Genomic DNA, 25752 nt, shown 5'->3' on the forward strand with positions numbered 1-25752 from the left:
AGGATTATTATGCAAATAGAATTTAAAAAAGAACAAATTGTTAAAGATAAACCACAATCTATTCTTATTGATTATGGTGAATATAAATTACAATGTCCAAAATGAATGGTTAAAAATAATAGTTTTATTGCTGATGATAAATATACATATTGAGTTTTTAAATTAGAAAATATTAAAAGAGAATTAAGTGGTAATGAATTAATAAAATTATTAGAACCATATATTAAAGACCAAAAAATAACTGTTAATAAACCAACTGCTCCAAAAGAATATTATCTTAATGATATAAAACTTGAACCATTAAAATTTTATGAACAGCATAATAGTTGATTTATCGGTGAAATAACAGATAACAAAACTAAAATTACTAATCCTTGTTTTAAATATAACATTACGTGAGAAGAAAACAGAAAAGGTTTTAAAATAAATAATCCATATAAACATGATGATTTACCAATTAATTATTTAGTTACTTCTTATAAGGAAATTTCAACTCATAATGAAAAAGTATTTTTGTTGAACATGTAAACAACATAAATTAGATTATTTATTCTTTAATACTAATGATATAAAAACAAGAAAATATTTTTTAAGAGATAAAAATAGTAAAGCAATTTGTTATGACTGTATTTTAAATATTAGGTTAAGTAGGAGGTATAAATATGAATAAAGAAAAACCATTTTCTTATAAAGACCAAGAAATTATTAATGAATATAAAGAAAAATTAATTACATATTTAGAAAATAAAATTAAAAATGATGGATATAGAAGTGCAAATAATGATTCAATATATTATTCATTAATTCAAAAAATAAATAATGGTGAGTTTGATTAATAATGCAATATGACTTAATTATTGGAATTGACCCCGCTGGAATTGGTAATAATGGAATTGTTATATATTCACATGAAACTAATAATATTACTTTTAATGAAACATTCAAAACTAAAACAGTTTTAGAAAGTAAAAATATATATAAAGAATATTTTAAATTAATTAAAAAACAATTTATTAATCAAAAAATATTAGTTATTGTAGAAAATTTCTTTTTAAGCTCAAAACAATTATTAACTAATCCATTAGCAACACCTAAGATTATTGGTGCATTAATGGTATTAGTACAAGATGTTATGAATTGAGATTATTTAGAAAGTGAACCAAAAAATAAAACTAAAATAGAAAATTATAAAGGAAATATAAAATTAACAAAACATGAACAAGATGCATATAAGCATATTCAATATTATTTAAGGAAATTATAAACATGAAAGATAAAGCACATTATGTCAAATTAACAGTAAAACTGAGTAACACTATTGAAGCAAAATATTACGAAAAAGGTAATAAAGAATTATATTATAGTGTTCGTGGACAATGAAATGGTTTAAACTATGTTACTTTAATTTTTAACAACCCAAAATTTTATAGACGATGTATTTTATTAAACAAAAATGATGAAATTTTAGTAACTGGTGAAATCTTTAATAATTGAAATATGAATATAAATCGTGCATTTTGTTCAATTAATGTTAAATGATTTAAAAAATGAAAAGAGTAAAAAATGATATTATGAAAAATTTTATTAATAGTACCAATATTAATAACAATTATAACATTAATAATATTTTTAATATTTATTATTAAAGAATTAAAAAATGAATATAAAGTATTGAAAATATTAAGTGAAATTTCTAATCAAATTGAAAATAAGGATAATAAATAATGAATAATCATGAAAATTGTATTAATAAAGAAAAAATAATTAAGATTATTGAAGACCGTATAATATGACTTAAAAATGAAATAACTAATGTTAAATCTTTTAAACAAATAGAATTTTATATATGAGAAGAAATATGTTTAAAAGATTTTTTAATTAAAATAAAAAACAAAAATATTGAAATTGGTGAATTTGATAATGAATAAAGAAAAATTACTTAAATATATGAAAGATATAATTAAATGAACTAAAAAAATTAATTATACAAACTCTCATTTTGACAAAAATATTTTAAATTTATTAATTGAAAAAATAGAAAAAGGTGAATTTGACTAATGATTATCTTACCTACTTTGTTTGAAAATAAAGATGAAATTGAAATATTATCACCATTTCCAAAAGAAATTCATACAAGTAATGATATTAGAGCAATTATTTTAAGACAATACCCAAATGTTAAATCAAAACACATAATTGTTTCTGACCCCGAAAGTAATGTTGCATTAATAGTTGGTGATAATGATGTTTATCAAGGTTGAATTAAAGTAACAGTTAAAAAATTAGAAATTAAAGGAGAATAGAAAATGCCAAGTATAGAAAATCAATCAAATTATACTTTAACTAAATTAATTAGAACTGGAATAAGTCCAATTTGTGCAATGATTGGTACAAGTGCTTATTATGGTCAAGTAATAGATAATCCATTATTAGGTTCAATTAATAGTTTATTATTTGGTAAAAAATTAGGTTTAGATATTTGAAATTTAAATCAAAGACCAAATACAAAAACTAAATTAATTAATAGTAGTAAAAAAATACTATTAGGTTTAGGAATAATTGGTTTAGCAAATTATAGTAAATGAACTGAAAATAATATTAATCCTATTATTCCAACCACACCAACTCCAATAACTACTACAACTACAACTGAGGGTCCTCCATGATTATTATTAAATAAGCAAGAAAATCAGTCATTAATGGATTGAGATACTTATATTTCATTAAATGCTTATGGTATATCAAATCTTATTAATGGATTAACGGAGTTAGTACCTAATAAATTTGAAACAATAAGAAAGATTTGTAATATGGCTACTGGTGGATGTTTAATATCAAGTGGTGTTGCTATGGGTATTAATAATGATTTTAATAATGCTTATGCAGTACCTACCATAATTGCTGGTGCAAGTGAAATTATCCATAATTTAATACCTATGGAAACTACAAATCATAATGAAGAAATGCAATAAACATCATTTCATGATGAAACTGCAAGATTAATTAATGACAATAGATTTACTATTAATAGTGAAACTGCAAGTCAATATTATGGTAGTGATAATATGAGCGAAGTACCATTAAATAATGATAATGCTTCATTAAATTGAGATTACAATCACATGAGTTTATAAGGGAGGTGAAAAGCAATGAATAAAGAAAAAATTATTGAATATTATAATAATGAAATTCAGACATATAAAGAAAGATTGGAACAATTAAATAAAGAAATATCTGTATTAGTAAAAATTATAAGTAATTCACAGTCAATGATTGAAAGAATTAATGGTGGTCAATTTGATGAATAATTAAAAATTAAAAATAAATAGTTGAAAGGAAAATATTGAAATGAAAGAATTTTTACATGAATTAATAATTATTGGAACAAGTGTTGGAACATTAATTTGCAGAGAAATTATTGTTTTATTAAAAAGATTTATCACAACTCCAAAACATGTTAGAGCAAATAACAAAATTATAAAACATCAAAAAAAATTAGCAAAATTAAATGAAAAAATTAATAAAGGAGAAAAATAATATGACAAAAATTGAATTTAATGAAAAATATAGAAAACAAGATATCAGTATTGATAGAGATTTTGATTTACATATTGATAATTGTTTTAAATTTTCTGATATCAATACATTAGAAAATGCTGTTAATGATTATAAAAAACTAATAAGTGAAATGCCACAATTAGTTAAAGATTGATTACTGGGATAAGATTAGGAGAATGTTAAATGTTAGAAAATGAAGATAATGTTCAACAAACAACTGAACCTTTAACTGAAAATAATGCTCAACAAGAAATAGAAAATAAAGTTAATGAAGCAGAAAATAAGTTAAATAAACTTAATCAAGAAATTAAAGAAAAAGAAATGATTAATATATTTAAAAAATATCAAGTTAAAACTGAATTTTATGATTATTTAAAATTTAAAACTAATAATTTAGAAAATTCAAAAATTGAAGAAACTATTAAAAAAATGATTAAAGAACAACCAGTATTTAAAGAAACAATTAATACAGATACAGATAAAATTAGTAAAAAAATAACTAAAAAATATCTTGCAGGAGAAATTATTGCAGATGTAGATTTAAAAGCAAATAATGGTCAAAATTTATTAGATAGTATGCAATATGAAGTTGCAAATGATTTAGCAGATAAATTGGCAATTGATGATACACAAGCAATTGCAAAATTTGCTACTAAAATCGATATTGAAGATACAACACCAGTAGGCTATTTAAAATCAATGTTATCTGCTTGAAATACTTTGTTTCAATTTAGAAATATTGCAAATAGTAAATTTTTTATTACTAATGGTCTTTATGATAGTTTAGTTTATTTAGCAGATAATAAAGGTTTAATTACCGATAATCAGTTGGCACAACAATTACGTTTAAATGGAAATAATTTATATGTAAAAGGTGTATTATGTGAAATCGTTCTTGATGACTATATGATTTTTACTAATGATAAAAATGAACAACAATTAATGACCTTTATTTTAGCAACACCAAGAGCAATGAAAAGATACATGATAGAAAATACAGTTATTTATGTAGATTTTATTAAAGATGATAAAGCAGGAAGAGCATATAAAGTTGCTGGTGAAGTTGTTGGAGAAGCAATACCATATATTTCTAATAATGAAACAACATCAAGATGAATGTTATGTGGAGTTATTAAAACAGAAAAAACGGATTTAAAAACTAAAATTACAAGTTTAACAATTGATATGACTGCAAATGTTAATAACAATAATAGTGAATTAAATACACAAATAAAAAGTACTAATGAACTTAAATCATTAAATCCAAATTTAACAAATCCAACTATTAAATATTTTAGTGATGCACAAGGAAAAACTAATGTAAGTAATCAAAAACAAAAAGCCGGTGACTTATATATAACTATTACTGCAAATGTTAATGACTTAAATTATAAAGGAACAACAAATCAAATTAAAATAACTCTTAAATAAAGGAAATTAATACCATGCCAATCGGTACAACTAATACAGCAATACTTTTAAACATAAATAAACCCAAACATACTAGAATAAGTAAACAACAAGAAAATAAAAGTTTTTGATGAGAAATTTTAGAAATGATTGGTGTACAAGTAATAGCAGTAGCACTTGCTCCTTTTACTGGTGGATTAAGTGAAAGCGTAGCCCTTGGATTAGGTGCAAGTGATTTAGTTGCTAGTATTAGTGCTGTTTGTGTAGAATTTTTAACTGATTTTACTATTAATCAAGTTTATGATTATTTAAAAGGAAATGTAACAAAATTAAATACTTTCTTTAATATACTACCTGCATTTGCTGGACTGAATAAAATTAGTCGTGGTTATCGTACAACTAAATTTATTAAATTAGCACAAGAAACTAAAACATTAGAACAAGTTGGTATTAAAGAAGTAAAAAACTTACAAGAAATTATTAGTCAAGTAGGTGGAAAAGAAATTTTAACAGATAAAATTATTGGTAATAAACGTTATTTAATGAATTAGAGTTTTACTCCTAATCGTGAAACAGTATTACGAGATTTAGGTTATGTTGCTGAAAGACAATATAAAAATAATTTTCAAAAATTAGAAGCACAGGAGTTAAAAGATTACTTATTATTACAAAATACATTAATAAAATTAAGTCCACAATTAACTCCTAAATTTAAAATCAAAGATATTGAAAAAGCAAATAATTTTTTAAAAAAATATAATACTGATTTAAAAAAAGTATTATCTATGAACCAACATGATTGATTAAATTTAGTTCATACAATACACACAGAAAATAGATATGGAAAAACTTTAATTTTGGATTTACAAAAAATTCGTGCTAATGCTATTAAATTTGATTTTAAAAATAATGTTATTCATCAACTTGTTTTAAAAGCAAATCAAAGTTTGAAATATTTTGATATTAGATTTTATTTAAAAAAAGGTTTAAATAAATTTTGAAAAGATAGACCATATTTTGAAAAAATAAGAGAAAGTATATATAAATTACAAGAAAAATTTGAAAAGTTAGAAAAACAAGCATTTGAAAAAATTAATAAATTAAAACAAAAAGCAACTGATTTATTTACTAGTGCAGAAAAAAGAGCAATTAAACATGCACAATTAATTCCATTAAATTCACCAGTATTTATGGGTTGTAAAATTCAACCTTTATCATTAGATAAATGTGCAATTACTATTTATCATCGCAATCCTAAATATAAACCAATTACAGTTGTTGATAGTATTATTAAAGCAAAAACTTTTGTTACTCAAATACATCCATTTCATTGATATCGTTGATATAGTGGTTGATACATGGGTTATGGTATTAATCGTAATAAATGATTAAAAGCAATAGCATTTGCTCCACCAGTGGTGCAACAAATAATTAGAGATAGTTTTAAAGTATATAGAGAAATATTTAGAATAATAAGAACTTATCATAAAGTAGTAAATGTTATTAATAATCCTATTGAAAATATTAACAAATCATTTAAAAATGTTGGTTTAAAATTTTCAGTAAATACTTTATTTGGTACTGGATTATTACATCATTTAGAAAAGTTTGCATATAGTCAAGTTGTAGCAAAAAGTAAGAAAAAATTAAAAAAAGGCAAAAATAAAATACAAAAAGAAATTGAACATATAACACATAAAAAAACAAAAAAACATACTCATCATTATAAACAAGCATTTTTTAAGGAATGATAAATTATGATTAATAAACTTTGAACTGATGTCAGTCTTGAAAATTATAATAACTGATATCCATTAACTGGAAAAAGTACAAAAACACCACAGCAATATATACAAACATGACCTAATGTTAATGATTGATTTAAAACTTTTGCTATTCGTGCTCAAAATGATATTAATGCTTATCTTGATTTTATTTTATCTAAATTTCCTTTTGATAGTTTTAAAGATGAGTTAATTAAAGAAACATTAAGAGATATGGTTTATGTAATGGTTGAACATTGAGTATTTAATCGTACACCAATTGAATTTAATGTTGATGCTACTATTCAATTTAATAATGGTAGTCAATTTAGTGCAAATAGTACTCCTACAATTAATGTTTGAGATTTAGCACCTAGTAGAATGAAAATATGAGCAAGATTAACAGAATTAAAACAAATATTTTCAAGTTATAATGATGATGAAATAGATGTTGAAAAAATTGACTTAAAAGCATTTTATACTAGAAATCAAGTTGATGAATTAATTGAACAACAAAAAGAATTTACATTATCAAAACAAATTAAATTATATGATGATTTAGTTGATGATAATGAAAATGAAATATACAGAGGTCCTGTTAGTAAATTTGTTAATAAAGGTTATGTTGCAACAGATTATGATAAAGAAACTGAAACAATGATTTTAGATTGACCTGATGAAATTGGAACATTACCACCCGAAGCATTACAAAATAATCCACAAATTGGTGATTATACACATGCACCAACTTGTGATTTTTCTGCTAAACAACAAAAACGAATTACTACAAATGAAAATGAAATTACCAAATTAAATAATGAATTAATTAAAGCAAATGAAAATATTAATGATGTTAAAAATAATTGATTTAATATTGAAACTAGTCCCTTATGAAAAAAAGTTGAAAATAATAATATAGAAACATTTAAATGATATTTTATTAAAATCAGTTATCAATATTCAACAGAAAATAACTTTATGAAATTTTATAAAGTAATTAAAATTTATTTAAATAATATTTTTCATGAATTTGAATTGTTAAATGTTGATTCCATGACTTATAAAGAACAAATACAAAATAAAAATATTTTAAATATTGGAACTATTTACTATAACAATAGAAATAAAACATTTAGTGGTGGCGGTAATTCTTATCCTGAACGTGAAAAATTAATTTAATTGGTGATATACAAGAAATATATCAATATATAGGAAAAGGTGCACCAACTGAATTTATAGCAGAAGAAAATACTGAACGTGATTATTATACAAAACTAGAAACTAATAATTTATTAGATAAAAAACAAGATAAATTAATTGCTGGTACTAATATAACTATTGATGAAAATAATAAAATTAGTGCTACTGGTGGTAAAGTAGATTTATCTGATTATTATAAAAAAGAAGAAGTAGATAAAAAATTAGAAGATGCTGAATTATACTTGTAAGTGCAAGTAAATAAAATTGCAAAAAATTCTCATATAAAAATTTCATAATGCTAAATTTAGTTTAGAAAAAAGTAAGGAGTTTTTATATGAGTTATAAACATCTTGGCATAGATGAAAGGATTTATATTGAGAATCAATTGAAATTTAAATTTAAAATTAGTGAAATAGCTAAAAATCTTAATCGAAGTATTAGTACTATTATTCGAGAAATTAATAGAAATAAAGATAATAATCATTATTTTTCATTAATTGCACAAAATAAAGCTGAAAATCGAAAACAATCACATATTAGTTTTCATAAGTTTAAAAATAAGAATTTAGTAAAATATGTACAACAAAAATTACTATTAGGTTGATCACCTGAACAAATTTATGGCAGAATTAAAAATTTTCATAAAGAGTGAGTTATTAGTTTTAAAACAATTTATACTTGAATTTATTTTGGAATGCTTGATAAAGTTACTAGTAAAAATTTAAGAAGAAAAGGTAAAAAACGAAAATCTAAAGAAAATCGTGGCAAGTTTAATGGTAAATCAATTAAAGAACGAGATATAAATGTTAATGATCGTATAACACTTGGTCATTGAGAAGGAGATACTATAGTATCATCACGAGGTAAAAGCAAATCATGTTTAATAACTTTAGTTGAAAGAGTATCACGATTTACTTTAGCAATATTAGTTAAAAACAGAACTACTAAAGTTATTAATAAAAATGTCAGTTATTATTTATCAATTCTTCCTAAAAACATTGTTAAAACTATTACTTTTGATCGTGGCAAAGAATTTTCAAATTGACAACAACTTGAAAAAAATTTAGATGTAAAAATTTATTTTGCCAATCCATATTCACCTTGACAAAGAGGTACTAATGAAAATACTAATGGTTTAATTAGAGAAACATTTCCTAAAAAATTTATTTTTTCAAAAACTAATAAAAATGAAGTTCATAAATTTATATTGTCTTTAAATCAAAGACCGAGAAAAATACTAAATTATCTTTCACCAATCGAATATTTGGATAGAAAAATAATTTAGTTGCACTTACCTTTACAATTTAGCATTTAAAAGAAAAGATAAAAGCAATATTAATGATAATCAAAGTGAAAAGTTAAAATTTTTAACTAATAAAAATAAAAGTACACATGATTCTATTTTAAATTATTTTGGTTTTAATGATTTTAACCATGAAACTTATTTTACTGATTTTGTAGCAGAAAATAATGCTAATTTATATAATGCTCCATTAGAAATTAATAATGAAACCATTAAACAATATTTAATTCAACAAGAATTTTATAGAAAAAATTGAAATTCTATTTTTAAATTAAGTAAATTAGGAATTAGTGGTTATTTAATTTATATTGCAAATGATAATTTATATTTTCAAGTAGTTGACATACAACAAAGAGTTTATGATATTACTGGTAAATTAATTAAATGTACTATTTTTTATGATAATTATGAACAAAATGCACAAACTGTAAGATTATTTGAAGTTTATACATTAAACAATGAACAAGTAACAATTAATCGTGCAATTTATAGTATTAATGATACTAAAAAACAAAATAAATTAGATTTTAAATCATACATTAATAATCCCAATTTAGTACAAGAACAAATACTAAATATTAATTATATACCAATAGCAATTATGAGAAATAAAGCAAATGAACAAGCAGATTGTGAAAAAGTAATGGATAAAATTAAAGCACTAGATGTTATTTATGAACAAATTGTTTTAGATACTATTTTAAACTCACCTAAATTTATATTTAGTCAAACTTATGGTAATGTTCAATCAGCATTAGAAGAAGCAGTAAGAACTTTGGTTACTAAAAACTACATATTTAAAAGTGGTGGAGATAATAATGAACAAAACGAAAATATCAATATGACAAATAGTAATTTTAAAGGTAAAAATTTAACTGATATATATGATTGAAATGTTAATGAAATATTTAAACGTTGTGGTATTCATATACCAAGTCAAAAGAAATCAGCACAACAATCAGTTCCAGAAAGTACAGCAGTTAATATTTCAACCATTAATTATATTGAACAAAAATTATGACAATTTAATATTGATATTCTTAAATTTATTCAAATATTAGTACGTATGGATAAAGATTTATTAAATAGTAAAACATTTAACATTAATGATGAACAAAAAATTAATAATTTAACAGTTAAATTAAAATTATTTAACTCCGAAAATAACCAATTAATAGGAGATAACAATGGAAAACAACAACAAACCACAAACGAAGTTTCCTCAGAAACAGAAACAAACTAAACTTAATCAAGCAGAAATAGAAAATGATTATTTAATTGATAATATCCCTTATGACTTTACTAATATGATGCGTGCTACTAGTGACCCAGACATTAATAGAGCATATGATGAATTTAAAAAAAGAACAATTTATATTTATGAAATTGAACGTTTATTTAAAAACAATGAAAATAATAGTTTAAGATTTTCAGCAAACACTATTAAAATAGGTTTTATTGATATTGATAAAGTATTAAAAACTATTGCAGTTGAAACATCTGATTTTACTATGCAATTAAATCAAAGAGCAAGTACTAACATTAATGATAATACAATTGAATATAGTATGACTGATATTAAAAATTTAATTTTTCAAGAAATAAATTTATTAAATCAATTTAAATTATATGCAGTATCTATTAATGAACCATTAACTGAAAATAACATTGATAATTTATATATTATTAATAATTATTCACAACCTTATCAAAATCCAAAAACTCGAAGCACTAAAAGTATAACTATTATTAAAATTAAAGATTTTAAAACAAGAGATGGTTATCCAATCATTATTAAATTACAAAAACCATTATATAAAGATACCAAAGTAATTGGTTTAAAAATTAAAGCTCCTAGAAGCATGATTTTTGGCAATATAAAGGTACTTGGTGAAGTTGACAATATGGAAGTATACCCAAGTTATTTGTGAAAGATAAGATAGCATTTCCACTATTATCAATGCCTATTGAAACTCAACCAAAAGTTAGAATATTACAACAATGATTTAGTGAACAAATATTACCTTGAAATTTAGCAAAACAATTTATTGGAAAAGAAAAATCAGTTTTAGATTTAATTGCTATTGGTGGAGGTACTGAAACAAGAAAAGAAATTATTAATAATGCAAGAGTAACAAATGCTAAAATTGGTTATGATGTTACTAAAAATTCAAAAGTATGACCCTTATCTGATGAACTAGAATTAAAAGATACAAAATTAGAGTCATGATTTTTAGCAGGTAACTATAATTTATTTATTTCTACAACAAATAAATTTCATGATGTTGAATTAGAAATAAATGATAAACCACCAATTGATAGTTTACAAAAAGTATTATTAGATATGTTAACTTATACATATACTTATAATAGAAACTTTGATGGTGCATTATTGGACTCAACTAAATCTCCAAATGATTTAGATATAATGCGAGCAAAATTTGAATGTCAAAAACCAGAAGATGTTATAACTAATTTATTTAAACAATGAAAATTAGATTATCCAAATTATATAAGTTTAGAACAAATAAAAATATTTAAACAAATAGTGATTATGTTATCTAGTAATATTTATTCAACAATGTCTATAAATAAAGGAATGAATGATGATTATAAACTTTTATTACCTTACTACTTCGAATTAAAATCAAATCCTATACATTCTACACCTGAAAAAGTTTGAGAATTTAAAGATGCAAAAGTATTATTAAAATCTGAATATTTTGATTTTACAGATGTGAATAACATTAAATTAAAAAACAATGACATTAGTCAAAATGAATTATTCAAATTAGATGATAACCAATTTAATTGATTATCCATAACTAATGAACTAGAAAGCAATAATATTCCTTCATTAATTCCTGCTGATTGAACATTAGGTAATGGAGAATATGGTAAATATTTTACAAGATTAATTATTGATAAAGTTAAAATTGAAAATGCTTTAAATTTATATGGTTCAAATAAATCACAATTATTTTCAAAACTAGAATTTTATAAAGAAATATTACAAATTGACAATGACAGTAAATTTGAATTGCAAATCAAAAATACGATTAATAATTTAAATCGGATTGAAATTAGTGGAATGTTTGGTGCTGGTAATTATGATTTAATTTTAGTAACAGATAAACAAGAAATAAATTTAAAAAATATTAATTTATTTGATAAATATAATGAAAATATTTCTTATATAAATTTAGAAGTTTAATTATCAAAATATCCATCAGGATAGATTCCGTTTCATTTTATATCTTTATCTTTATTAGGTTTAATTTCAAAATATAAATCTATTTTATAATGGTCTCCTCTTTGACTTTCTCCAATAGAAGCCCCCCCCAGTGCGCATTATAATGATGGTCTAAAAAATAAGTTAAATCATTAGTTTTATTATGTGCTATTGAACTAATTATTAAACCAGTTACTCCACTTACAGCACCAGTTAGTGCTAATGCTAATGTTATTTTACTTAAATTTGTTTTTATTCATGTTTTCATCTTAAATTACTCCTTTTTTCCTTGATTTTACTTCTAAATTGTACTATTTTATATTATTTTTACAAGTATGCTTTTAAATGCAAAATAATGCCTAAATTAAAGGTGTTTATTTTGTGATACCTATACTATTAATTATATTGAAATTGTTTGTTATATTTTAAATATGAAAGTGGTTTTTTAAATAATTTTTATTTTATTTAAAATTACACTTATATATTTATATAATAATTAAGTAAATTAATTTTTTAAATATATTTACAATAAATTTAGATTTTTTTAAAATAGTTAGGAGAAGTAAATGTGAATTTTAATTATAAATGAAATTTTAGAGAACAAAGTGCAAAAATTGATAAATTAGTTTTAGAACATATAACAAAAAAATGAGAAAAATGAGATTGAAGAATAAAAAATACAAGAGATAAAAAGAAATATAAAATTGTTGATTATCAATATCGAACAAGAAAAATAATGTATGGATTAGTAACTTATAAAAGAAGAATTTATGAATATTTTGATGAAAAATTACAAAAATGAGTTCGTGTTTGTTTAGTTGATGAATGACTAGAATTACCTAAATATAAAAGAATTGGTGAAGATGTTGAACAAACTATTATTGAATATTTTGCTGATGGAAAAAGATATCATGATATTTGTGCTATTTGTAAAAAAGCAGGTATTAGTGTTAGTACTGTTCATAGAGTTTTTAAAAATTTAGAAGTAATTGAAGCAAATCCAGTAAAAGTAAAATTAGAAAAAAATCAACCTATTTTTGTAGCAATTGATGATGGACATCGAAAGTTTTGAGATTTTAAACGTAAAGGTATAAAACACTCTATGAGATTAATAACAACATATACAGATAATATTAATCATAAAGTACAAAATAAAAGAGTAAAAGCAATTATTAGACCAACAAGAACAGCAATTGGAGTTAAAAAAACTGCTGAATTTGTTCAAGAACATTGTCAAAAATTTTATGAAAATGTTGAACAAGCAAAAATAATTATTTGTGGAGATAGTGCTGGATGAATTAAAGATGTAGCAGATTATCTTGGTGCTGAGTTTGTTTTAGATAAATTCCATTTAATTAGAACATTATATCTTGGTATAATGGCGGGAAATAAAGGAAAATATTGAAGTGAATATAATAATTGTAAAGATTTCATTAATAATGGTCAATATGAACAATTAATTGATTATTTATATAAAGAATTAGATAATCATAAAAAGTTAAAAAAACAATATTTTAAAAATAATAAAAAAGGTATTGTTAATCAAGGTGCAAAATGAAATATTGGTTGTTTTACTGAAACAAATATTTGACATGTTTTAAAAGAAATGATTGTTAATAGAACATATAGTATTTTTATTTATATAAAAATGGTTATTTTTAAATGTAATCAAATAAATTTAAAAACATAATTTTACTTATTTTAAAATAAAAAATTAAAAATTCTTATTAAATTAAAAGTTAATAAGAATTTTTGTTATATATTTATGTTAATTAAATTATTAAAATGTTTTTATAATTTATAAAATTGAGTATTTTAATTGTAATATTTTTAAATTAGTAGTAAGATAAATTTACAATTTCATAAAAATCCAAATTATTTCTTGTCTAAAATATAATAAGACTACAACGATTTAATTTATTCCGGATTTTTGACAATCTCCAAAGAATTTTATGATACACATCATAAAATTAAAATTCCACTAATAACAATAAATAAAAAATTAACAAAAGAAATTGAAAAAGAAGTAAGTGAAGTATTTAATAATACAACTACTTTAACTATAATTTTTTATAAAATTTGTATAAAAGATAACGCAACTAATAGTGATATTAGTTATTTTTTTATTGAAAAATATACAAAAAAAATTATTAATACTTTTAAAAATCTCTATTATATTTTTTATTACTATAACTATATCAAACATTTTAGAATTAGAGATAACAAAAAAAGAAACATATTTCAACAAAAAACTATCAAGATAATTTAAATATACAATTAATTAAAGAAATAAAAAAAAGTCTTGAATATGCCATTTTAATAATAAACAAAATGGATACAAATATTTATAAGCGAAATTTAAAAATAACACCAGAAGAAAATTTACAAAAAAAGCACAAGATGCAGAAAATGAAAAATATGATGCATCATATTTACATAAAAAAACTAATGCTAATAATTGTATACTTTCATAAACGTTTTCTTTAATCTTTATTTTCTGTTACGTCAATAATAACTTCACTATTATCATCAAGAATTTCTTTAGTTATAAATTGACCAACGCTTTCAGCACCAGTTTTATCAGCAACCGTTTTTAAACGACTTAATTGTTTTTCCAACGGAACTAATGTTTTATTAATGCCAACATAAAGATCGTGATTTTCTACTAAACACTGTAAAAAATTATTATTTAATAACTGAATATGAACGGAAATATTATATGTATGATTACTATTTCTTTCAATACCAACTTTAGCAATCATATCTTTTTTAATATATTTAGAATACTTTTCTTGTAAATAATTAAAATTTTTATCAACAGCATTTTTAATTTCATAAGTAATATTAATATTTTTTCCATGGACAATAACTTGCATGATTAATTGCTCCTATCTTTTAATTATTATATACATTTTCCCATAAACAAATAAATTTTAAAAGATAATAGTGTAATTAAATTTAAATTATTAACCACTAAGCAAAATACCAATTATATTTATAATATGCTTAATATCATCTTCAGTTAAATTAATGATTAATACTCTATTTTTTATCTTTTCATGATTTTTGTTTTAAAAAATTTTGTTTTCCATTAAAAGTAATAGCTGTTTTTCAACGTGGATAATTATTACCTTTAGTAATAGCATTAGTATTATTCATTGGTTGTAAATTACTAATATCAGAAGTGCCTCCATGAAATAAAGGTCGTTGATGTATAATAGTTCAATTATAACTTTTAGGATCATCATTAAGTTTAACATTACTAATAAAGTTATTTTTAAACATTAGCGCACCCGCATAGTCTTTTCGATATAACTGTGGATTATAATCATCAATAATTTCTCCTTTATTTCATACTTCTTCAATTTGTTGTGGTGTTCAAGTTACTTCACTATTAACAACATTACTACTGTTATTACTACTGTTATTAGTTTGAACAGGATTTGGATTACTAGTTACTTGATTATCAAGTAATTTTGATTGTGGAAGTGCACCTCCACTAGTATTATTAATAACTATATTTATACCTTGTATTGATTTATCATGTTCATTAAAAAATCGATCTGTAAATGATGGTCCAATAGTTTGTTCACCAAAAAGAGAATTTTGTTCAACACTTGCGGGTATTTCTGTTGCTGATAAAGCATTATTATTTGTCAATGATAATGCTTTTTTTGATTTATTTCTTAAATTAGCCATTATTAATCATAAAGAAAAAAGTACTAAAAAGAAACTACAAATTAATGCAAAACCTCAAGGTAAAATAAAAAATAAAACATTAATAATTTTTTTGTCCATAACATAACTATAAATTTTTTTATAACCATAACTTATTAATAATCCTGAACCAATAAGTAAGACAAGCGAAATTACTACTACTATTAATGCTCATACTAAAGTTATTATTCCATATTTATTTAAAAAAATAAATGGAATTGTAATAAACACTAGAGTAATAACCGAAAAAATTAAAGTAAAAATTGTTAAAATCTGAAAAGTAAGAGTAAATGTAATGCCTTTACTATTAATTACTTCAGTTAAAATTGCTAAAATCTCATTAACATTAGTACGATAAAGTATAAGTCATAATACTCAACTTATAATCAAAGTTATTGCCATTAATCCCGAACTAACAATAATTCCTCAACGATTATGAGAATTAATGTTTCTATAATTCTCTTCTGACACTTCCATACTAAAACCTCACAACCCTAAAATCTCATATATTAAATTCTATCATAAATGATGATTAACATGTTTAACGACAATTATGAAATATAAATGAAAATATAACCTTTATAAAAATACTTCTTGAAAATTAAAATTTAGATTTAACTTAATAAAAATGTATCATAATATTTTTAATAAACTTTAAATTTGCAACTTTCTTGCGAATAATTTTTTGTTAAAGATTGTTGATTTTGTGATTCTGATTTATTAATTTTTTCAATATTTAATCTTTCATCTAATGATTCATCTTCAAAAAATTTCCTTCCACTCTCTTTTTTTGCTAATCTATTTTTTTCTAAAATATCAAATAAACTTTCTACTTTTAATGTACCATTTAATTGAGATTGTACTAATGTTTTATCTGTTTCTAACGTGGTAGTCATTTCTAATTTTGCAAGGTCTAACTGCTTAGTTAAAATATCTTGTTGTACCCTACTTCTTTCTAGACTTAATTGTTCAAATTCTTTTTCCCTAATCAAATTTTCTGCTTCTATCTTCCTTTTTTCTAATTCTATTTTTTTATATTCTATTTGTTTAGTTAAAATAATTAATTCTTTTTCATTTATTTCTAACTTTAATTGTTCAAGTTCTTCTTGCTTAATTAAATTTTCTGCTTCTAATCTTTCTGCTTCTAATCTTTCTTTTTGTATTTCTGATCTTATTTTACTAATTTCTAATTCCTTATTTAATTTTTTATTTCATTCTTGAAAAAATTTTTTGACATTTTTTCTTCTTTTTCTTTCTGCTCAAATTGAAAGTGTATTACCAATTATTAAACTTCCAGAAAAAATAGATATTGGTACTAACCCAACACCAACTTACAAACAAGCCAGTAATAGCAGCAGTACTTATAACAGCTTGAATACCAGTTTTTCAATAAAATTTTTTATTTTCTTTATCTAAAGTTTTTTTTGCAATAACAACAGTTTCATTATTACAATCATTTAAATTTTACAATTCTGTTTTCATATCTTTTATCCTTTTCAATTGTTTATTTACATTTTTATATATATGTACTTATTTTTTTTATGAATTGATAATGAACAATTATTACTTGTTTCTACATTTACTACTTTTGCTAAATTTAATTCTTGAGGGATCGGTGATGAAGTAATATTTAAACTAGTTATGTTATTAAGTTTTGCTAATTTTTCTCTTGCTTTAACTAATTCAAGTTCAACTTTAGTTCTTTCTAATTGTTTTTTAAGAATTTTTGCTCCTACTGTTTCTAATTGTAATTCTTCTAATTTTCTCTGAAGAATACTTGATTTTTCATTATTGTCATCTTCTAATTCTACTTTCTCTTGTTTATTTTGTTTAATCGTAGCTTTAATAACTGCACCCATCATAGCAGCAGATGTACCTGCACTAGCTGCTATTCCTAAATCAGAACATTGAAAGCCATCAATTCCACCAACCGCTAATGTTACTACTGTAGCAGTACCGGCAGTTATTATAGGTAAATTTTTTACAAAATTTTTTTTCAATTTCTTTCGAAAACTTTTTTTTCTTGATAGTGAAGGTTTAACCACTTCCACTACATAATTATTTTCATCTTGCATTGAAGAAGCAAATGAAGATTTACTAATATCCATTTTTATTTCTCTCTTTCTAATCTATGAAAAATATCCTTCTGATTAATATAATTTAATAAAAAACGCTGAATTATACTTGTAAGTGCAAGTAAATAAAATTGCAAAAAATTCTCATATAAAAATTTCATAATGCTAAATTTAGTTTAGAAAAAAGTAAGGAGTTTTTATATGAGTTATAAACATCTTGGCATAGATGAAAGGATTTATATTGAGAATCAATTGAAATTTAAATTTAAAATTAGTGAAATAGCTAAAAATCTTAATCGAAGTATTAGTACTATTATTCGAGAAATTAATAGAAATAAAGATAATAATCATTATTTTTCATTAATTGCACAAAATAAAGCTGAAAATCGAAAACAATCACATATTAGTTTTCATAAGTTTAAAAATAAGAATTTAGTAAAATATGTACAACAAAAATTACTATTAGGTTGATCACCTGAACAAATTTATGGCAGAATTAAAAATTTTCATAAAGAGTGAGTTATTAGTTTTAAAACAATTTATACTTGAATTTATTTTGGAATGCTTGATAAAGTTACTAGTAAAAATTTAAGAAGAAAAGGTAAAAAACGAAAATCTAAAGAAAATCGTGGCAAGTTTAATGGTAAATCAATTAAAGAACGAGATATAAATGTTAAGGATCGTATAACACTTGGTCATTGAGAAGGAGATACTATAGTATCATCACGAGGTAAAAGCAAATCATGTTTAATAACTTTAGTTGAAAGAGTATCACGATTGACTTTAGCAATATTAGTTAAAAACAGAACTACTAAAGTTATTAATAAAAATGTCAGTTATTATTTATCAATTTTTCCTAAAAACATTGTTAAAACTATTACTTTTGATCGTGGCAAAGAATTTTCAAATTGACAACAACTTGAAAAAAATTTAGATGTAAAAATTTATTTTGCCAATCCATATTCACCTTGACAAAGAGGTACTAATGAAAATACTAATGGTTTAATTAGAGAAAAATTTCCTAAAAAATTTATTTTTTCAAAAACTAATAAAAATGAAGTTCATAAATTTATATTGTCTTTAAATCAAAGACCGAGAAAAATATTAAATTATCTTTCACCAATCGAATATTTGGATAGAAAAATAATTTAGTTGTACTTACCTTTACAATTTAGCAATCAAAAAGAACAACAAGAAAAAGAAACAATTGTCGAAGTCAATGAGCAAATGGTTGAACAATTTGAATCAGAAATATTTCAACTTAGTGAAAAAATTTGTGATTTGGAAAATCAATTATTATCTAACAGTAGTGATGAAGGCTTTAATTCAAAATCTACATCAACAGATTCTTTAAATTCAGATATTTCAGTACCTCTAAAAATACAACCAAAACCACAAATATCTAACCCTATTAATAAACAAAAAGAAAAAGACATCCCTTGAGAACAAACACTACGTAAATATGAAAATGATATTCCAACAAAAAATTATAAGCAAAGAATAAAGCCAACTAATTCAAGAATAATAAAATTTTAAAAATTAAACATATTTAGAAATTAGCAATATCAACTTTATCTTTTGCTTTTGGTATATCAATTACTGGTGGAGATTCTGGATATACTTTATTCATACTACTTGCTAAATTTCTTACTCATTTACCACGATGATAAATAAATAAAGAAATAATCATTTTAATAACATCACAAGAACGCATAATAGCATAAATATAAACAATATCTAAAGGACTATAATGTACCTCAATAAATAAAATTAATATTGAAAAACATCAAGTAAAACAACTATCAACAAGTAAAACAGTAATTGCTAAGCCACCAGCACGAAATGCATAAATACAAGTATACAAAATAGTATAAGCACTAAAAACTATAGCATCAACACGCATCATTCAACTAGAAATTCGTAAGGCTTCTGTTGTTGCATTAAATAATAATTGTGGTAAAAAAAATGAAGATAAAACTAATAAGCCAGCAAAAAATAATGATACAAAAAAGCCTAACTTAATTAAATGTTTAGCATTATATTTAGCACCAATCAAATCATCGGCACCTAAACGATTGGCAATTAACACCGAAGAAGCAATACCAAATCCAATATATAAAGTATAGAACATGGTATTAATCGTGGAAGCAATTGCCGAACCACTTAATGCTTCAAAGCTTCATTGCGAAATTAATCTAATAATCATTGTCGTAGCAACTGCAAATAATAAATCATTTAACATTAATGGCCATGTTTTAATTATAATTTTTTTAAATAAATCACCCCTAATCTTAAACATTTTCAAAACTTTTGGTTGAAATTCATATTTCTTTCATATAATAAAACTACTAATTAATGCCAACTGAGCAATTCTCGCTGTTAAAGTAGCAACTGCTGAACCTCGTGCTCCAATTCCTGCAACTGCACCAATACCATTAATTAATAATAAATTTAATAAAAAGTTAATAAATACTGAAACAAAAGTTAATATTAATGGAATATAACCACGTTTTGTTTCACGAAATACTGAAACAAAAGCAAAGTTTATTCCTAACAATGGATAAGAAAAAACAATTCATTGATTATAATCAATACCTTGTGCTGTTGCTAAAGATGCTGAATGAAATTCATAATAACGTAAAATAATTTGTACAAATTGGGGATCGTTTTTATCAATATTATGAACATTCATAAAATTAATAAGTGAATTTTCATCAAAAGCATGATTATAATTTAAAATGTCCTTTAACTCATTAATATCATTAATAGTTAATCCTTTAGCAGCACATAATTGATTAAATTTATCCAATGCACTACTAGGACTAGTAGTATAAGAAATTAAATATTAACCCACTGTATAAGATAAAATAATAACTATCACTCCAATTAAAAATCCAAAAATAATTCTCATTCTTACTGTTTGTCTTAAAGAACCATATCTTCCAGCTCCATAAAATTGAGCACCGTAACTCCCGAAACAGCAATTTGTCCTGCTGAATATTGCAAATGATAAAAATGTTCTAAACCATTATCTTTTCATCAACTTCAATTATCTCAAAGTCCTAATGAAGTAAAAATATCCCTAATATGTTCATTCATTGGCTTTAAATCACTAATAAAACTATCCTTTAATTCTCCAACCATAATATTATCTAGTAAATTCATTGATGCTGATAATATTTGTTGCAATACTGCCGGAATAATAATCATTAATGCTAATAAATACCATTTTTTAGTAGCAAAAAAATTACTAATTTTATGTGGATTTGCTCTATTATTAATTTTAAATCCACTAATTTTCATAGTTTCACCCTTATCATTAATTTGCTCTATATTATAATAATAATTTTACATCATTTAAATAATGAGGTTTGAAATTTAATATATAAAAAATCAACATCTTTGATGTTGATTTTTTATAAAAGATGCTAAACTGCTAAGTAAAATCTCTACGATTAAATACTAATCATGAAGCACTCAATAAACCAATACCAAGCAAAACATACACAGTCAATAAAACTGGAAAATTAAGAATTTTACTATTAGTTGCTTTATTGGTATCAACTTGATAATTTGTGTTAACTTTATTAAAACTAACTAAATAAGGATCTGCTGTCATAGCATACTCACTTGGATAAGCAAAGATTGAACTTTGTTCAGTCGATATTCCATCTCAAATATATTTTAATTGATAAAAAATATTTAAATAACGCATTGCTTTAACTTGTGATGTCTTAGTATTAAGAGCATCATATTGTGATTGAGAAAGAGATGTATTTAAACCCGTAATCATAAGATTTACTGAATAATCAACATTATTGCTACCAACACCATTTGATCTTTTGGGACCAAGGTTATCTAGTCCAACTTTTTTACCTGTCATTAATTCTTCAAAACTTTGTTCTTTTCATTGACGAAAAGCATTACTAATATTGTAAATATGAGTAACTAAGTCCTTAGGAGCATCAGTAGTTGGTGGAGTACTAGTACTACCATTCTTAATTGCTAATACTATTGTTTGTTCTTTTTGATAATCATAATTATTAGGATACTTAACTTCTTTAATATATGTATCGTAAATACTAAACATAGCCTTTTGAATAGATTCAATAGCAGTTGTTGGGTCTTTTCTATATACGTCATTAATTCAATCAATATCAGTTTTATCTAATTTAGCTTTTACATTATTATAAACTGCTAATGACTGTGAAACAACATAATATGTAGGATCAAATGTTACTAAACCATTAATTAATGTCGCAAAAATATTGAATAAAGCAGCCATTCCAATCATAATTGCAACTAAAGCCTTAGCATTTAAAATTAATGAAAATAAAATAGCAATTGAAGAAATAATTAAATCAAAAATAATAGCAACACCAAATAAAATTCATAAATAAGGAAATACCGCATTATAAATAGTTGAGCTACCAATGCCAGGAATAGTAATAACAAAACTAGCAATAAAAATAGATAAAAATAAATATAAAATAATTACCACTTGTAAAGATAATAACTTTTCAGTTCAAATTCTAGTTCTACTAACTGGCTTTGATACTAAAATCAATAAAGTACCATCATCAATTTCATCACGAAAAACTTGTGTTGCTTTAACTGAAATAAATACAAAAATCATAATTGATAAAAGTACCGAGAACGATAATACTTTTCATTGTGGTACATAAAAATTTAATGCTTGATCATAAGTTAATTGTTTTATTGCTTCAGAACCCACAAATAACGAAATTAAAGACTAAGATAAAGCAAGAAAAATTAAAGTTATAATAAAAATAATTCAAGTTGAAGGAGTAGCAATCATCTTTTTAAAAGTATAACGAAATATTGGCATTATTTTTCTCCCTTCTTATTTTTATCATTAGCTTCCATAACAATTCGTTCATACATTGTTTGCCAATCAACAGTATATGGTTTTAAATAAGTAATGATGATATTAGCACTTAAAGCAATTGCTAATACTTCTGCAACTTGTGCTTCAGTTTTAATATTTACCAATAAACGATTTTCATTAACATCTACTGAAAATTTTTTATCTATTAATAACTTCATTAATTTATTATTGTTATTATTAGAACTTATTTCATATAATGAATCAGTTTTATTAACCAATCCTGTAAACAACTTTACTATAATTTAAAACAGTAACTTCATCGGCTAAATTTTGTAATTCAGATAAAATATGTGATGAAATAAAAACAGTTTTACCTTGTTCACGAAGCTTTCTTAAATCATTAAACAGTTCTGTTCTTGCTGTTGGATCAAGATTAGCGGCTGGTTCATCTAAAATTAAGACATCTGGATTATTTAATAGTGATTGTGCTAATAACACCTTTTTCTTCATACCCGAAGAATAAGCATTAGGGTTGCGTTTTTTAAATTTCCATAAATCTAATTCCTTTAAAATCATTTCTGTCTTTTCCTTAGCAATTTTATATTTCAAACCACTAATTTGTCCCATTGAAATTAAATAATCATAAGTAGTAATTCGTTTAGGAAATCTTGCAGCTTCTGGAATATAACCTACTTGTTTTTTTGCTTCAACTGTTCATGAACGCTTACCATGAATAATTAAATCACCGTGTGTTTCAACCATAGCGCTAATTAAATACTTAATAGTAGTAGTTTTACCTGATCCATTTGGACCAATAAAACCATGAATAGTACCTTTTTTAACTTTAATAATAGCATTATCAACAGCTTTAAATTTTTTAAACTGTTTAGTAAAATCACGAATTAAAAATGCATATTGAGCATCTTCGTGATTAACTATTACATTACGGTTATAATGATTACGTCAGTTTTTAAAATATGATTTAATAAAATTTATAAATTTATGTTTTTCTTTTGATTTAGCATTAACATCATCTTCAACTAAAGAACTATTAATAACTGGTTTTAATATTTCTTGTTTTTTCATACTCATTCTCCTAACTACTTAAATATAATAATTACTATATGGTTAATATACTTAATACTAATATACTGATATATTATATATTAATTTATAATTCAAAAATAAAAAAAATGAATAATATAAAACATACTAAAAAAAATAACAATTACTAAAAACCTATCACTAATTAAAATATCTTATTAATCATAGGTTTTTAATATAACTTTTTATATTCTTAATAAATCAATTGATTTACATCTTTATTATAATTTTTAATTTGATTTAAATAAAAAAAAATAAACAAAACTGTTTATTTCATAATTTCACATATAATGGTGGGACTAAATGGACTTGAACCATCGACCTCACGCTTATCAAGCGTGCGCTCTAACCAGCCTGAGCTATAGTCCCAAAAAGAGCAACAGAGATATTATATATTTGTTCAAGCACGATTGCAATATATAATAACAATATTTTATTTAATTTTTATTTAATATTCTTATAATAAAAATTTATATTTTTAAAAGTAAAAAAAATTTTTTGTATAATTTATTCATACAAGGTTTTTTATTAAGAGGGGATTCAGAATGACAAAGATTAAAATACATATCTTAAAAATTGAAAAATGAAATCAAAATTTAGGAAAAGAAGCAACACTAAATGATGATGATATAAAAGATATAAATGAGAATGAGAATATAGAGAAAATTAATGATGATATTATTGCAAAATCAACTACGTTTTCATAATCATATTTTTATTGTATATTTATTAAAATTTTTTAATAAAAAATACTAAATATGAATTAAGTAAAATGATATAATTTATATATAATTTACTTGTTAAATTATATAAGTTTGAGAGGTAAAAAAATGAATGGCAATAAAAATGAAATGAAAATAAAACTCAAAGAAATTTATTTATTAAAATATAAAACAAATCAAAGTGATGACATAAAATATAAAGCATTTGAAACATTAGAATTAGCAACACTATTTCATCTAAGTTTTAAAGAAATAGTGACAAAATTTGGATATCCTAATCGCGAAATTATTCACTATGAAATTATTGTAATACCATTTAATTTAGATGCAAGTAGAATATTGAATCAAATTAATAAATCAAAATAATATTAAGAAAATATTCAAATATTTTCTTAATATTATTCATTTATATAATTAATTAAAACTTTGCTTATACAATCAATAATTGTAAAAACAATATAAATTTGTTATCATTTTTACATAAAATAATATAGTTCTTAACTTATTATTTTTATTATCTAAAAATGTTTTTTTTATATTTAAAGAGGTATCAAAATGAAAAAAGTTAAAATATTACAGTTAACAACTATAATATTATTTGCAATCACGGTTTTAATTACAATTACTGGTTTATACTTAATTTGATTTAGTAACTTTTATTTTAAATTCGATAATAAGGAACAATGTCATTCAAATTTTAAAGATGGATATACAATATTAAAACATTTTGGTTTAAATTATACTATTAGCACTTCGGCAAGTTCTTTCTGTAACTTAAATCATTTTCCTGATAATTACTATCCTTGAATTCAATTACAG

General features: G+C 22.7%; 35 protein-coding genes and 1 tRNA gene. 25 read left to right on the top strand and 11 right to left on the bottom strand.

From position 1 onward, the window contains the following. Window positions 1-9 precede the first annotated feature (9 nt). From AAHM79_RS02080 to AAHM79_RS02175, 20 genes are all read left to right on the top strand, one after another. Window positions 10-528 carry a hypothetical protein gene (locus AAHM79_RS02080; RefSeq protein ID WP_342257991.1) on the top strand — a complete coding sequence of 173 codons (519 nt, stop codon included), beginning with the start codon at window positions 10-12 and terminating at the stop codon, window positions 526-528. 134 nt (window positions 529-662) lie between these two features. Further along, window positions 663-836, top strand: coding sequence for a hypothetical protein (locus AAHM79_RS02085; protein ID WP_339040130.1), 174 nt, complete (start codon window positions 663-665; stop codon window positions 834-836). Between the two features lie 2 nt (window positions 837-838). Continuing rightward, the gene (locus AAHM79_RS02090; protein WP_339040146.1) at window positions 839-1264 is read left to right on the top strand and encodes a hypothetical protein; all 426 of its coding nucleotides are present in this window, start codon (window positions 839-841) and stop codon (window positions 1262-1264) included. A 2-nt stretch (window positions 1265-1266) separates the two neighbouring features. After that, window positions 1267-1560 carry a hypothetical protein gene (locus AAHM79_RS02095; protein ID WP_342257992.1) on the top strand — a complete coding sequence of 98 codons (294 nt, stop codon included), beginning with the start codon at window positions 1267-1269 and terminating at the stop codon, window positions 1558-1560. Window positions 1561-1563: 3 nt separating this feature from the next. Then, window positions 1564-1725 (top strand): hypothetical protein, encoded by a 162-nt coding sequence (locus AAHM79_RS02100; protein ID WP_338959435.1) that lies wholly within the window; start codon window positions 1564-1566, stop codon window positions 1723-1725. Next, window positions 1725-1928, top strand: coding sequence for a hypothetical protein (locus AAHM79_RS02105; protein WP_338959436.1), 204 nt, complete (start codon window positions 1725-1727; stop codon window positions 1926-1928). Before AAHM79_RS02100 ends, AAHM79_RS02105 begins: the two co-directional genes overlap by 1 nt. Continuing rightward, window positions 1921-2058 (top strand): hypothetical protein, encoded by a 138-nt coding sequence (locus tag AAHM79_RS02110; protein ID WP_338959437.1) that lies wholly within the window; start codon window positions 1921-1923, stop codon window positions 2056-2058. Before AAHM79_RS02105 ends, AAHM79_RS02110 begins: the two co-directional genes overlap by 8 nt. Then, window positions 2058-2303, top strand: a complete 246-nt coding sequence (locus AAHM79_RS02115; RefSeq protein WP_338959439.1) for a hypothetical protein — start codon at window positions 2058-2060, stop codon at window positions 2301-2303. Before AAHM79_RS02110 ends, AAHM79_RS02115 begins: the two co-directional genes overlap by 1 nt. A 3-nt stretch (window positions 2304-2306) precedes the next feature. Continuing rightward, the gene (locus AAHM79_RS02120) at window positions 2307-2972 is read left to right on the top strand and encodes a hypothetical protein (RefSeq protein WP_342257993.1); all 666 of its coding nucleotides are present in this window, start codon (window positions 2307-2309) and stop codon (window positions 2970-2972) included. Window positions 2973-3149: 177 nt separating this feature from the next. Further along, on the top strand, window positions 3150-3308 hold the full coding sequence (locus AAHM79_RS02125) for a hypothetical protein (protein WP_338959443.1): 159 nt from the start codon (window positions 3150-3152) through the stop codon (window positions 3306-3308). A gap of 40 nt (window positions 3309-3348) precedes the next feature. Then, window positions 3349-3537 (top strand): hypothetical protein, encoded by a 189-nt coding sequence (locus AAHM79_RS02130; RefSeq protein WP_174481134.1) that lies wholly within the window; start codon window positions 3349-3351, stop codon window positions 3535-3537. Window position 3538: 1 nt separating this feature from the next. Continuing rightward, window positions 3539-3724, top strand: a complete 186-nt coding sequence (locus AAHM79_RS02135; protein ID WP_174480219.1) for a hypothetical protein — start codon at window positions 3539-3541, stop codon at window positions 3722-3724. Window positions 3725-3741: 17 nt separating this feature from the next. Continuing rightward, window positions 3742-4989 carry a hypothetical protein gene (locus tag AAHM79_RS02140; protein WP_342257994.1) on the top strand — a complete coding sequence of 416 codons (1248 nt, stop codon included), beginning with the start codon at window positions 3742-3744 and terminating at the stop codon, window positions 4987-4989. Window positions 4990-5003: 14 nt separating this feature from the next. Continuing rightward, window positions 5004-5519, top strand: coding sequence for a hypothetical protein (locus AAHM79_RS02145; protein ID WP_342257995.1), 516 nt, complete (start codon window positions 5004-5006; stop codon window positions 5517-5519). Window positions 5520-5753: 234 nt separating this feature from the next. Then, window positions 5754-6722 (top strand): hypothetical protein, encoded by a 969-nt coding sequence (locus AAHM79_RS02150; protein WP_342257996.1) that lies wholly within the window; start codon window positions 5754-5756, stop codon window positions 6720-6722. A gap of 3 nt (window positions 6723-6725) precedes the next feature. Then, complete coding sequence (locus tag AAHM79_RS02155) at window positions 6726-7910, top strand: hypothetical protein (RefSeq protein ID WP_342257997.1); 1185 nt, start codon at window positions 6726-6728, stop codon at window positions 7908-7910. A gap of 355 nt (window positions 7911-8265) precedes the next feature. Then, entirely contained in the window at window positions 8266-9216 is a 951-nt protein-coding gene (locus AAHM79_RS02160; protein ID WP_342257998.1) for an IS30 family transposase, read from the top strand. Window positions 9217-9835: 619 nt separating this feature from the next. Beyond that, window positions 9836-10477: a hypothetical protein gene (locus AAHM79_RS02165; RefSeq protein ID WP_342257999.1), complete on the top strand. Its 642-nt coding sequence runs from the start codon at window positions 9836-9838 to the stop codon at window positions 10475-10477. After that, window positions 10422-11177 carry a hypothetical protein gene (locus AAHM79_RS02170; RefSeq protein WP_342258000.1) on the top strand — a complete coding sequence of 252 codons (756 nt, stop codon included), beginning with the start codon at window positions 10422-10424 and terminating at the stop codon, window positions 11175-11177. The genes AAHM79_RS02165 and AAHM79_RS02170 overlap by 56 nt, the downstream gene beginning before the upstream one ends. Continuing rightward, the gene (locus AAHM79_RS02175; protein WP_342258001.1) at window positions 11162-12448 is read left to right on the top strand and encodes a hypothetical protein; all 1287 of its coding nucleotides are present in this window, start codon (window positions 11162-11164) and stop codon (window positions 12446-12448) included. The genes AAHM79_RS02170 and AAHM79_RS02175 overlap by 16 nt, the downstream gene beginning before the upstream one ends. Window positions 12449-12527: 79 nt before the next feature. Here AAHM79_RS02175 and AAHM79_RS02180 read toward each other — a convergent pair whose 3' ends face one another. Further along, entirely contained in the window at window positions 12528-12734 is a 207-nt protein-coding gene (locus AAHM79_RS02180; RefSeq protein WP_342258002.1) for a hypothetical protein, read from the bottom strand. Window positions 12735-13034: 300 nt separating this feature from the next. On the opposite strand from AAHM79_RS02180, the gene AAHM79_RS02185 reads away from it, so the two are divergent. Next, the gene (locus tag AAHM79_RS02185; protein ID WP_342258003.1) at window positions 13035-14156 is read left to right on the top strand and encodes an Mbov_0401 family ICE element transposase-like protein; all 1122 of its coding nucleotides are present in this window, start codon (window positions 13035-13037) and stop codon (window positions 14154-14156) included. 793 nt (window positions 14157-14949) lie between these two features. Here the strand turns inward: AAHM79_RS02185 and hpf are convergent. The 4 genes from hpf to AAHM79_RS02205 all read right to left on the bottom strand — a co-directional run bounded on the left by hpf (window position 14950) and on the right by AAHM79_RS02205 (window position 18291). After that, window positions 14950-15342: a ribosome hibernation-promoting factor, HPF/YfiA family gene (gene hpf / locus AAHM79_RS02190; protein ID WP_174480838.1), complete on the bottom strand. Its 393-nt coding sequence runs from the start codon at window positions 15340-15342 to the stop codon at window positions 14950-14952. 166 nt (window positions 15343-15508) lie between these two features. After that, window positions 15509-16660 carry a hypothetical protein gene (locus tag AAHM79_RS02195; protein WP_342258004.1) on the bottom strand — a complete coding sequence of 384 codons (1152 nt, stop codon included), beginning with the start codon at window positions 16658-16660 and terminating at the stop codon, window positions 15509-15511. A gap of 167 nt (window positions 16661-16827) precedes the next feature. Next, window positions 16828-17175 (bottom strand): hypothetical protein, encoded by a 348-nt coding sequence (locus AAHM79_RS02200; RefSeq protein WP_342258005.1) that lies wholly within the window; start codon window positions 17173-17175, stop codon window positions 16828-16830. Between the two features lie 516 nt (window positions 17176-17691). Further along, window positions 17692-18291, bottom strand: coding sequence for a hypothetical protein (locus tag AAHM79_RS02205; RefSeq protein ID WP_342258006.1), 600 nt, complete (start codon window positions 18289-18291; stop codon window positions 17692-17694). Window positions 18292-18459: 168 nt separating this feature from the next. On the opposite strand from AAHM79_RS02205, the gene AAHM79_RS02210 reads away from it, so the two are divergent. Beyond that, window positions 18460-19410 (top strand): IS30 family transposase, encoded by a 951-nt coding sequence (locus AAHM79_RS02210; RefSeq protein ID WP_342258007.1) that lies wholly within the window; start codon window positions 18460-18462, stop codon window positions 19408-19410. Beyond that, window positions 19411-19794 carry a hypothetical protein gene (locus AAHM79_RS02215; RefSeq protein ID WP_342258008.1) on the top strand — a complete coding sequence of 128 codons (384 nt, stop codon included), beginning with the start codon at window positions 19411-19413 and terminating at the stop codon, window positions 19792-19794. A gap of 13 nt (window positions 19795-19807) precedes the next feature. Here the strand turns inward: AAHM79_RS02215 and AAHM79_RS02220 are convergent, their stop codons facing one another. The 6 genes from AAHM79_RS02220 to AAHM79_RS02245 form a co-directional block, all read right to left on the bottom strand. Further along, window positions 19808-21067 (bottom strand): MATE family efflux transporter, encoded by a 1260-nt coding sequence (locus AAHM79_RS02220; RefSeq protein WP_342258009.1) that lies wholly within the window; start codon window positions 21065-21067, stop codon window positions 19808-19810. A gap of 36 nt (window positions 21068-21103) precedes the next feature. After that, window positions 21104-21271 carry a hypothetical protein gene (locus AAHM79_RS09625; protein ID WP_425289550.1) on the bottom strand — a complete coding sequence of 56 codons (168 nt, stop codon included), beginning with the start codon at window positions 21269-21271 and terminating at the stop codon, window positions 21104-21106. Between the two features lie 423 nt (window positions 21272-21694). Further along, window positions 21695-22993: an ABC transporter permease gene (locus tag AAHM79_RS02230; RefSeq protein ID WP_342258010.1), complete on the bottom strand. Its 1299-nt coding sequence runs from the start codon at window positions 22991-22993 to the stop codon at window positions 21695-21697. A gap of 113 nt (window positions 22994-23106) precedes the next feature. Next, window positions 23107-23385 (bottom strand): hypothetical protein, encoded by a 279-nt coding sequence (locus AAHM79_RS02235; RefSeq protein ID WP_342258011.1) that lies wholly within the window; start codon window positions 23383-23385, stop codon window positions 23107-23109. Then, a complete protein-coding gene (locus tag AAHM79_RS02240; protein WP_342258012.1) occupies window positions 23378-24193 on the bottom strand; it encodes an ABC transporter ATP-binding protein in 816 nt (271 codons plus the stop codon). Before AAHM79_RS02240 ends, AAHM79_RS02235 begins: the two co-directional genes overlap by 8 nt. Before the next feature lie 309 nt (window positions 24194-24502). Further along, a tRNA-Ile gene (locus AAHM79_RS02245) sits at window positions 24503-24580 on the bottom strand. Window positions 24581-24756: 176 nt separating this feature from the next. Here AAHM79_RS02245 and AAHM79_RS02250 point away from each other — a divergent pair. Both AAHM79_RS02250 and AAHM79_RS02255 read left to right on the top strand, forming a co-directional pair. Further along, complete coding sequence (locus AAHM79_RS02250) at window positions 24757-24918, top strand: hypothetical protein (protein WP_342258013.1); 162 nt, start codon at window positions 24757-24759, stop codon at window positions 24916-24918. Window positions 24919-25062: 144 nt separating this feature from the next. Beyond that, on the top strand, window positions 25063-25299 hold the full coding sequence (locus AAHM79_RS02255; RefSeq protein ID WP_339039691.1) for a hypothetical protein: 237 nt from the start codon (window positions 25063-25065) through the stop codon (window positions 25297-25299). Window positions 25300-25752 lie beyond the last annotated feature (453 nt).

Source organism: Spiroplasma endosymbiont of Nomada ruficornis (assembly GCF_964030795.1).
GTDB lineage: Bacteria > Bacillota_I > Bacilli_A > Mycoplasmatales > VBWQ01 > Spiroplasma_E > Spiroplasma_E ixodetis_A.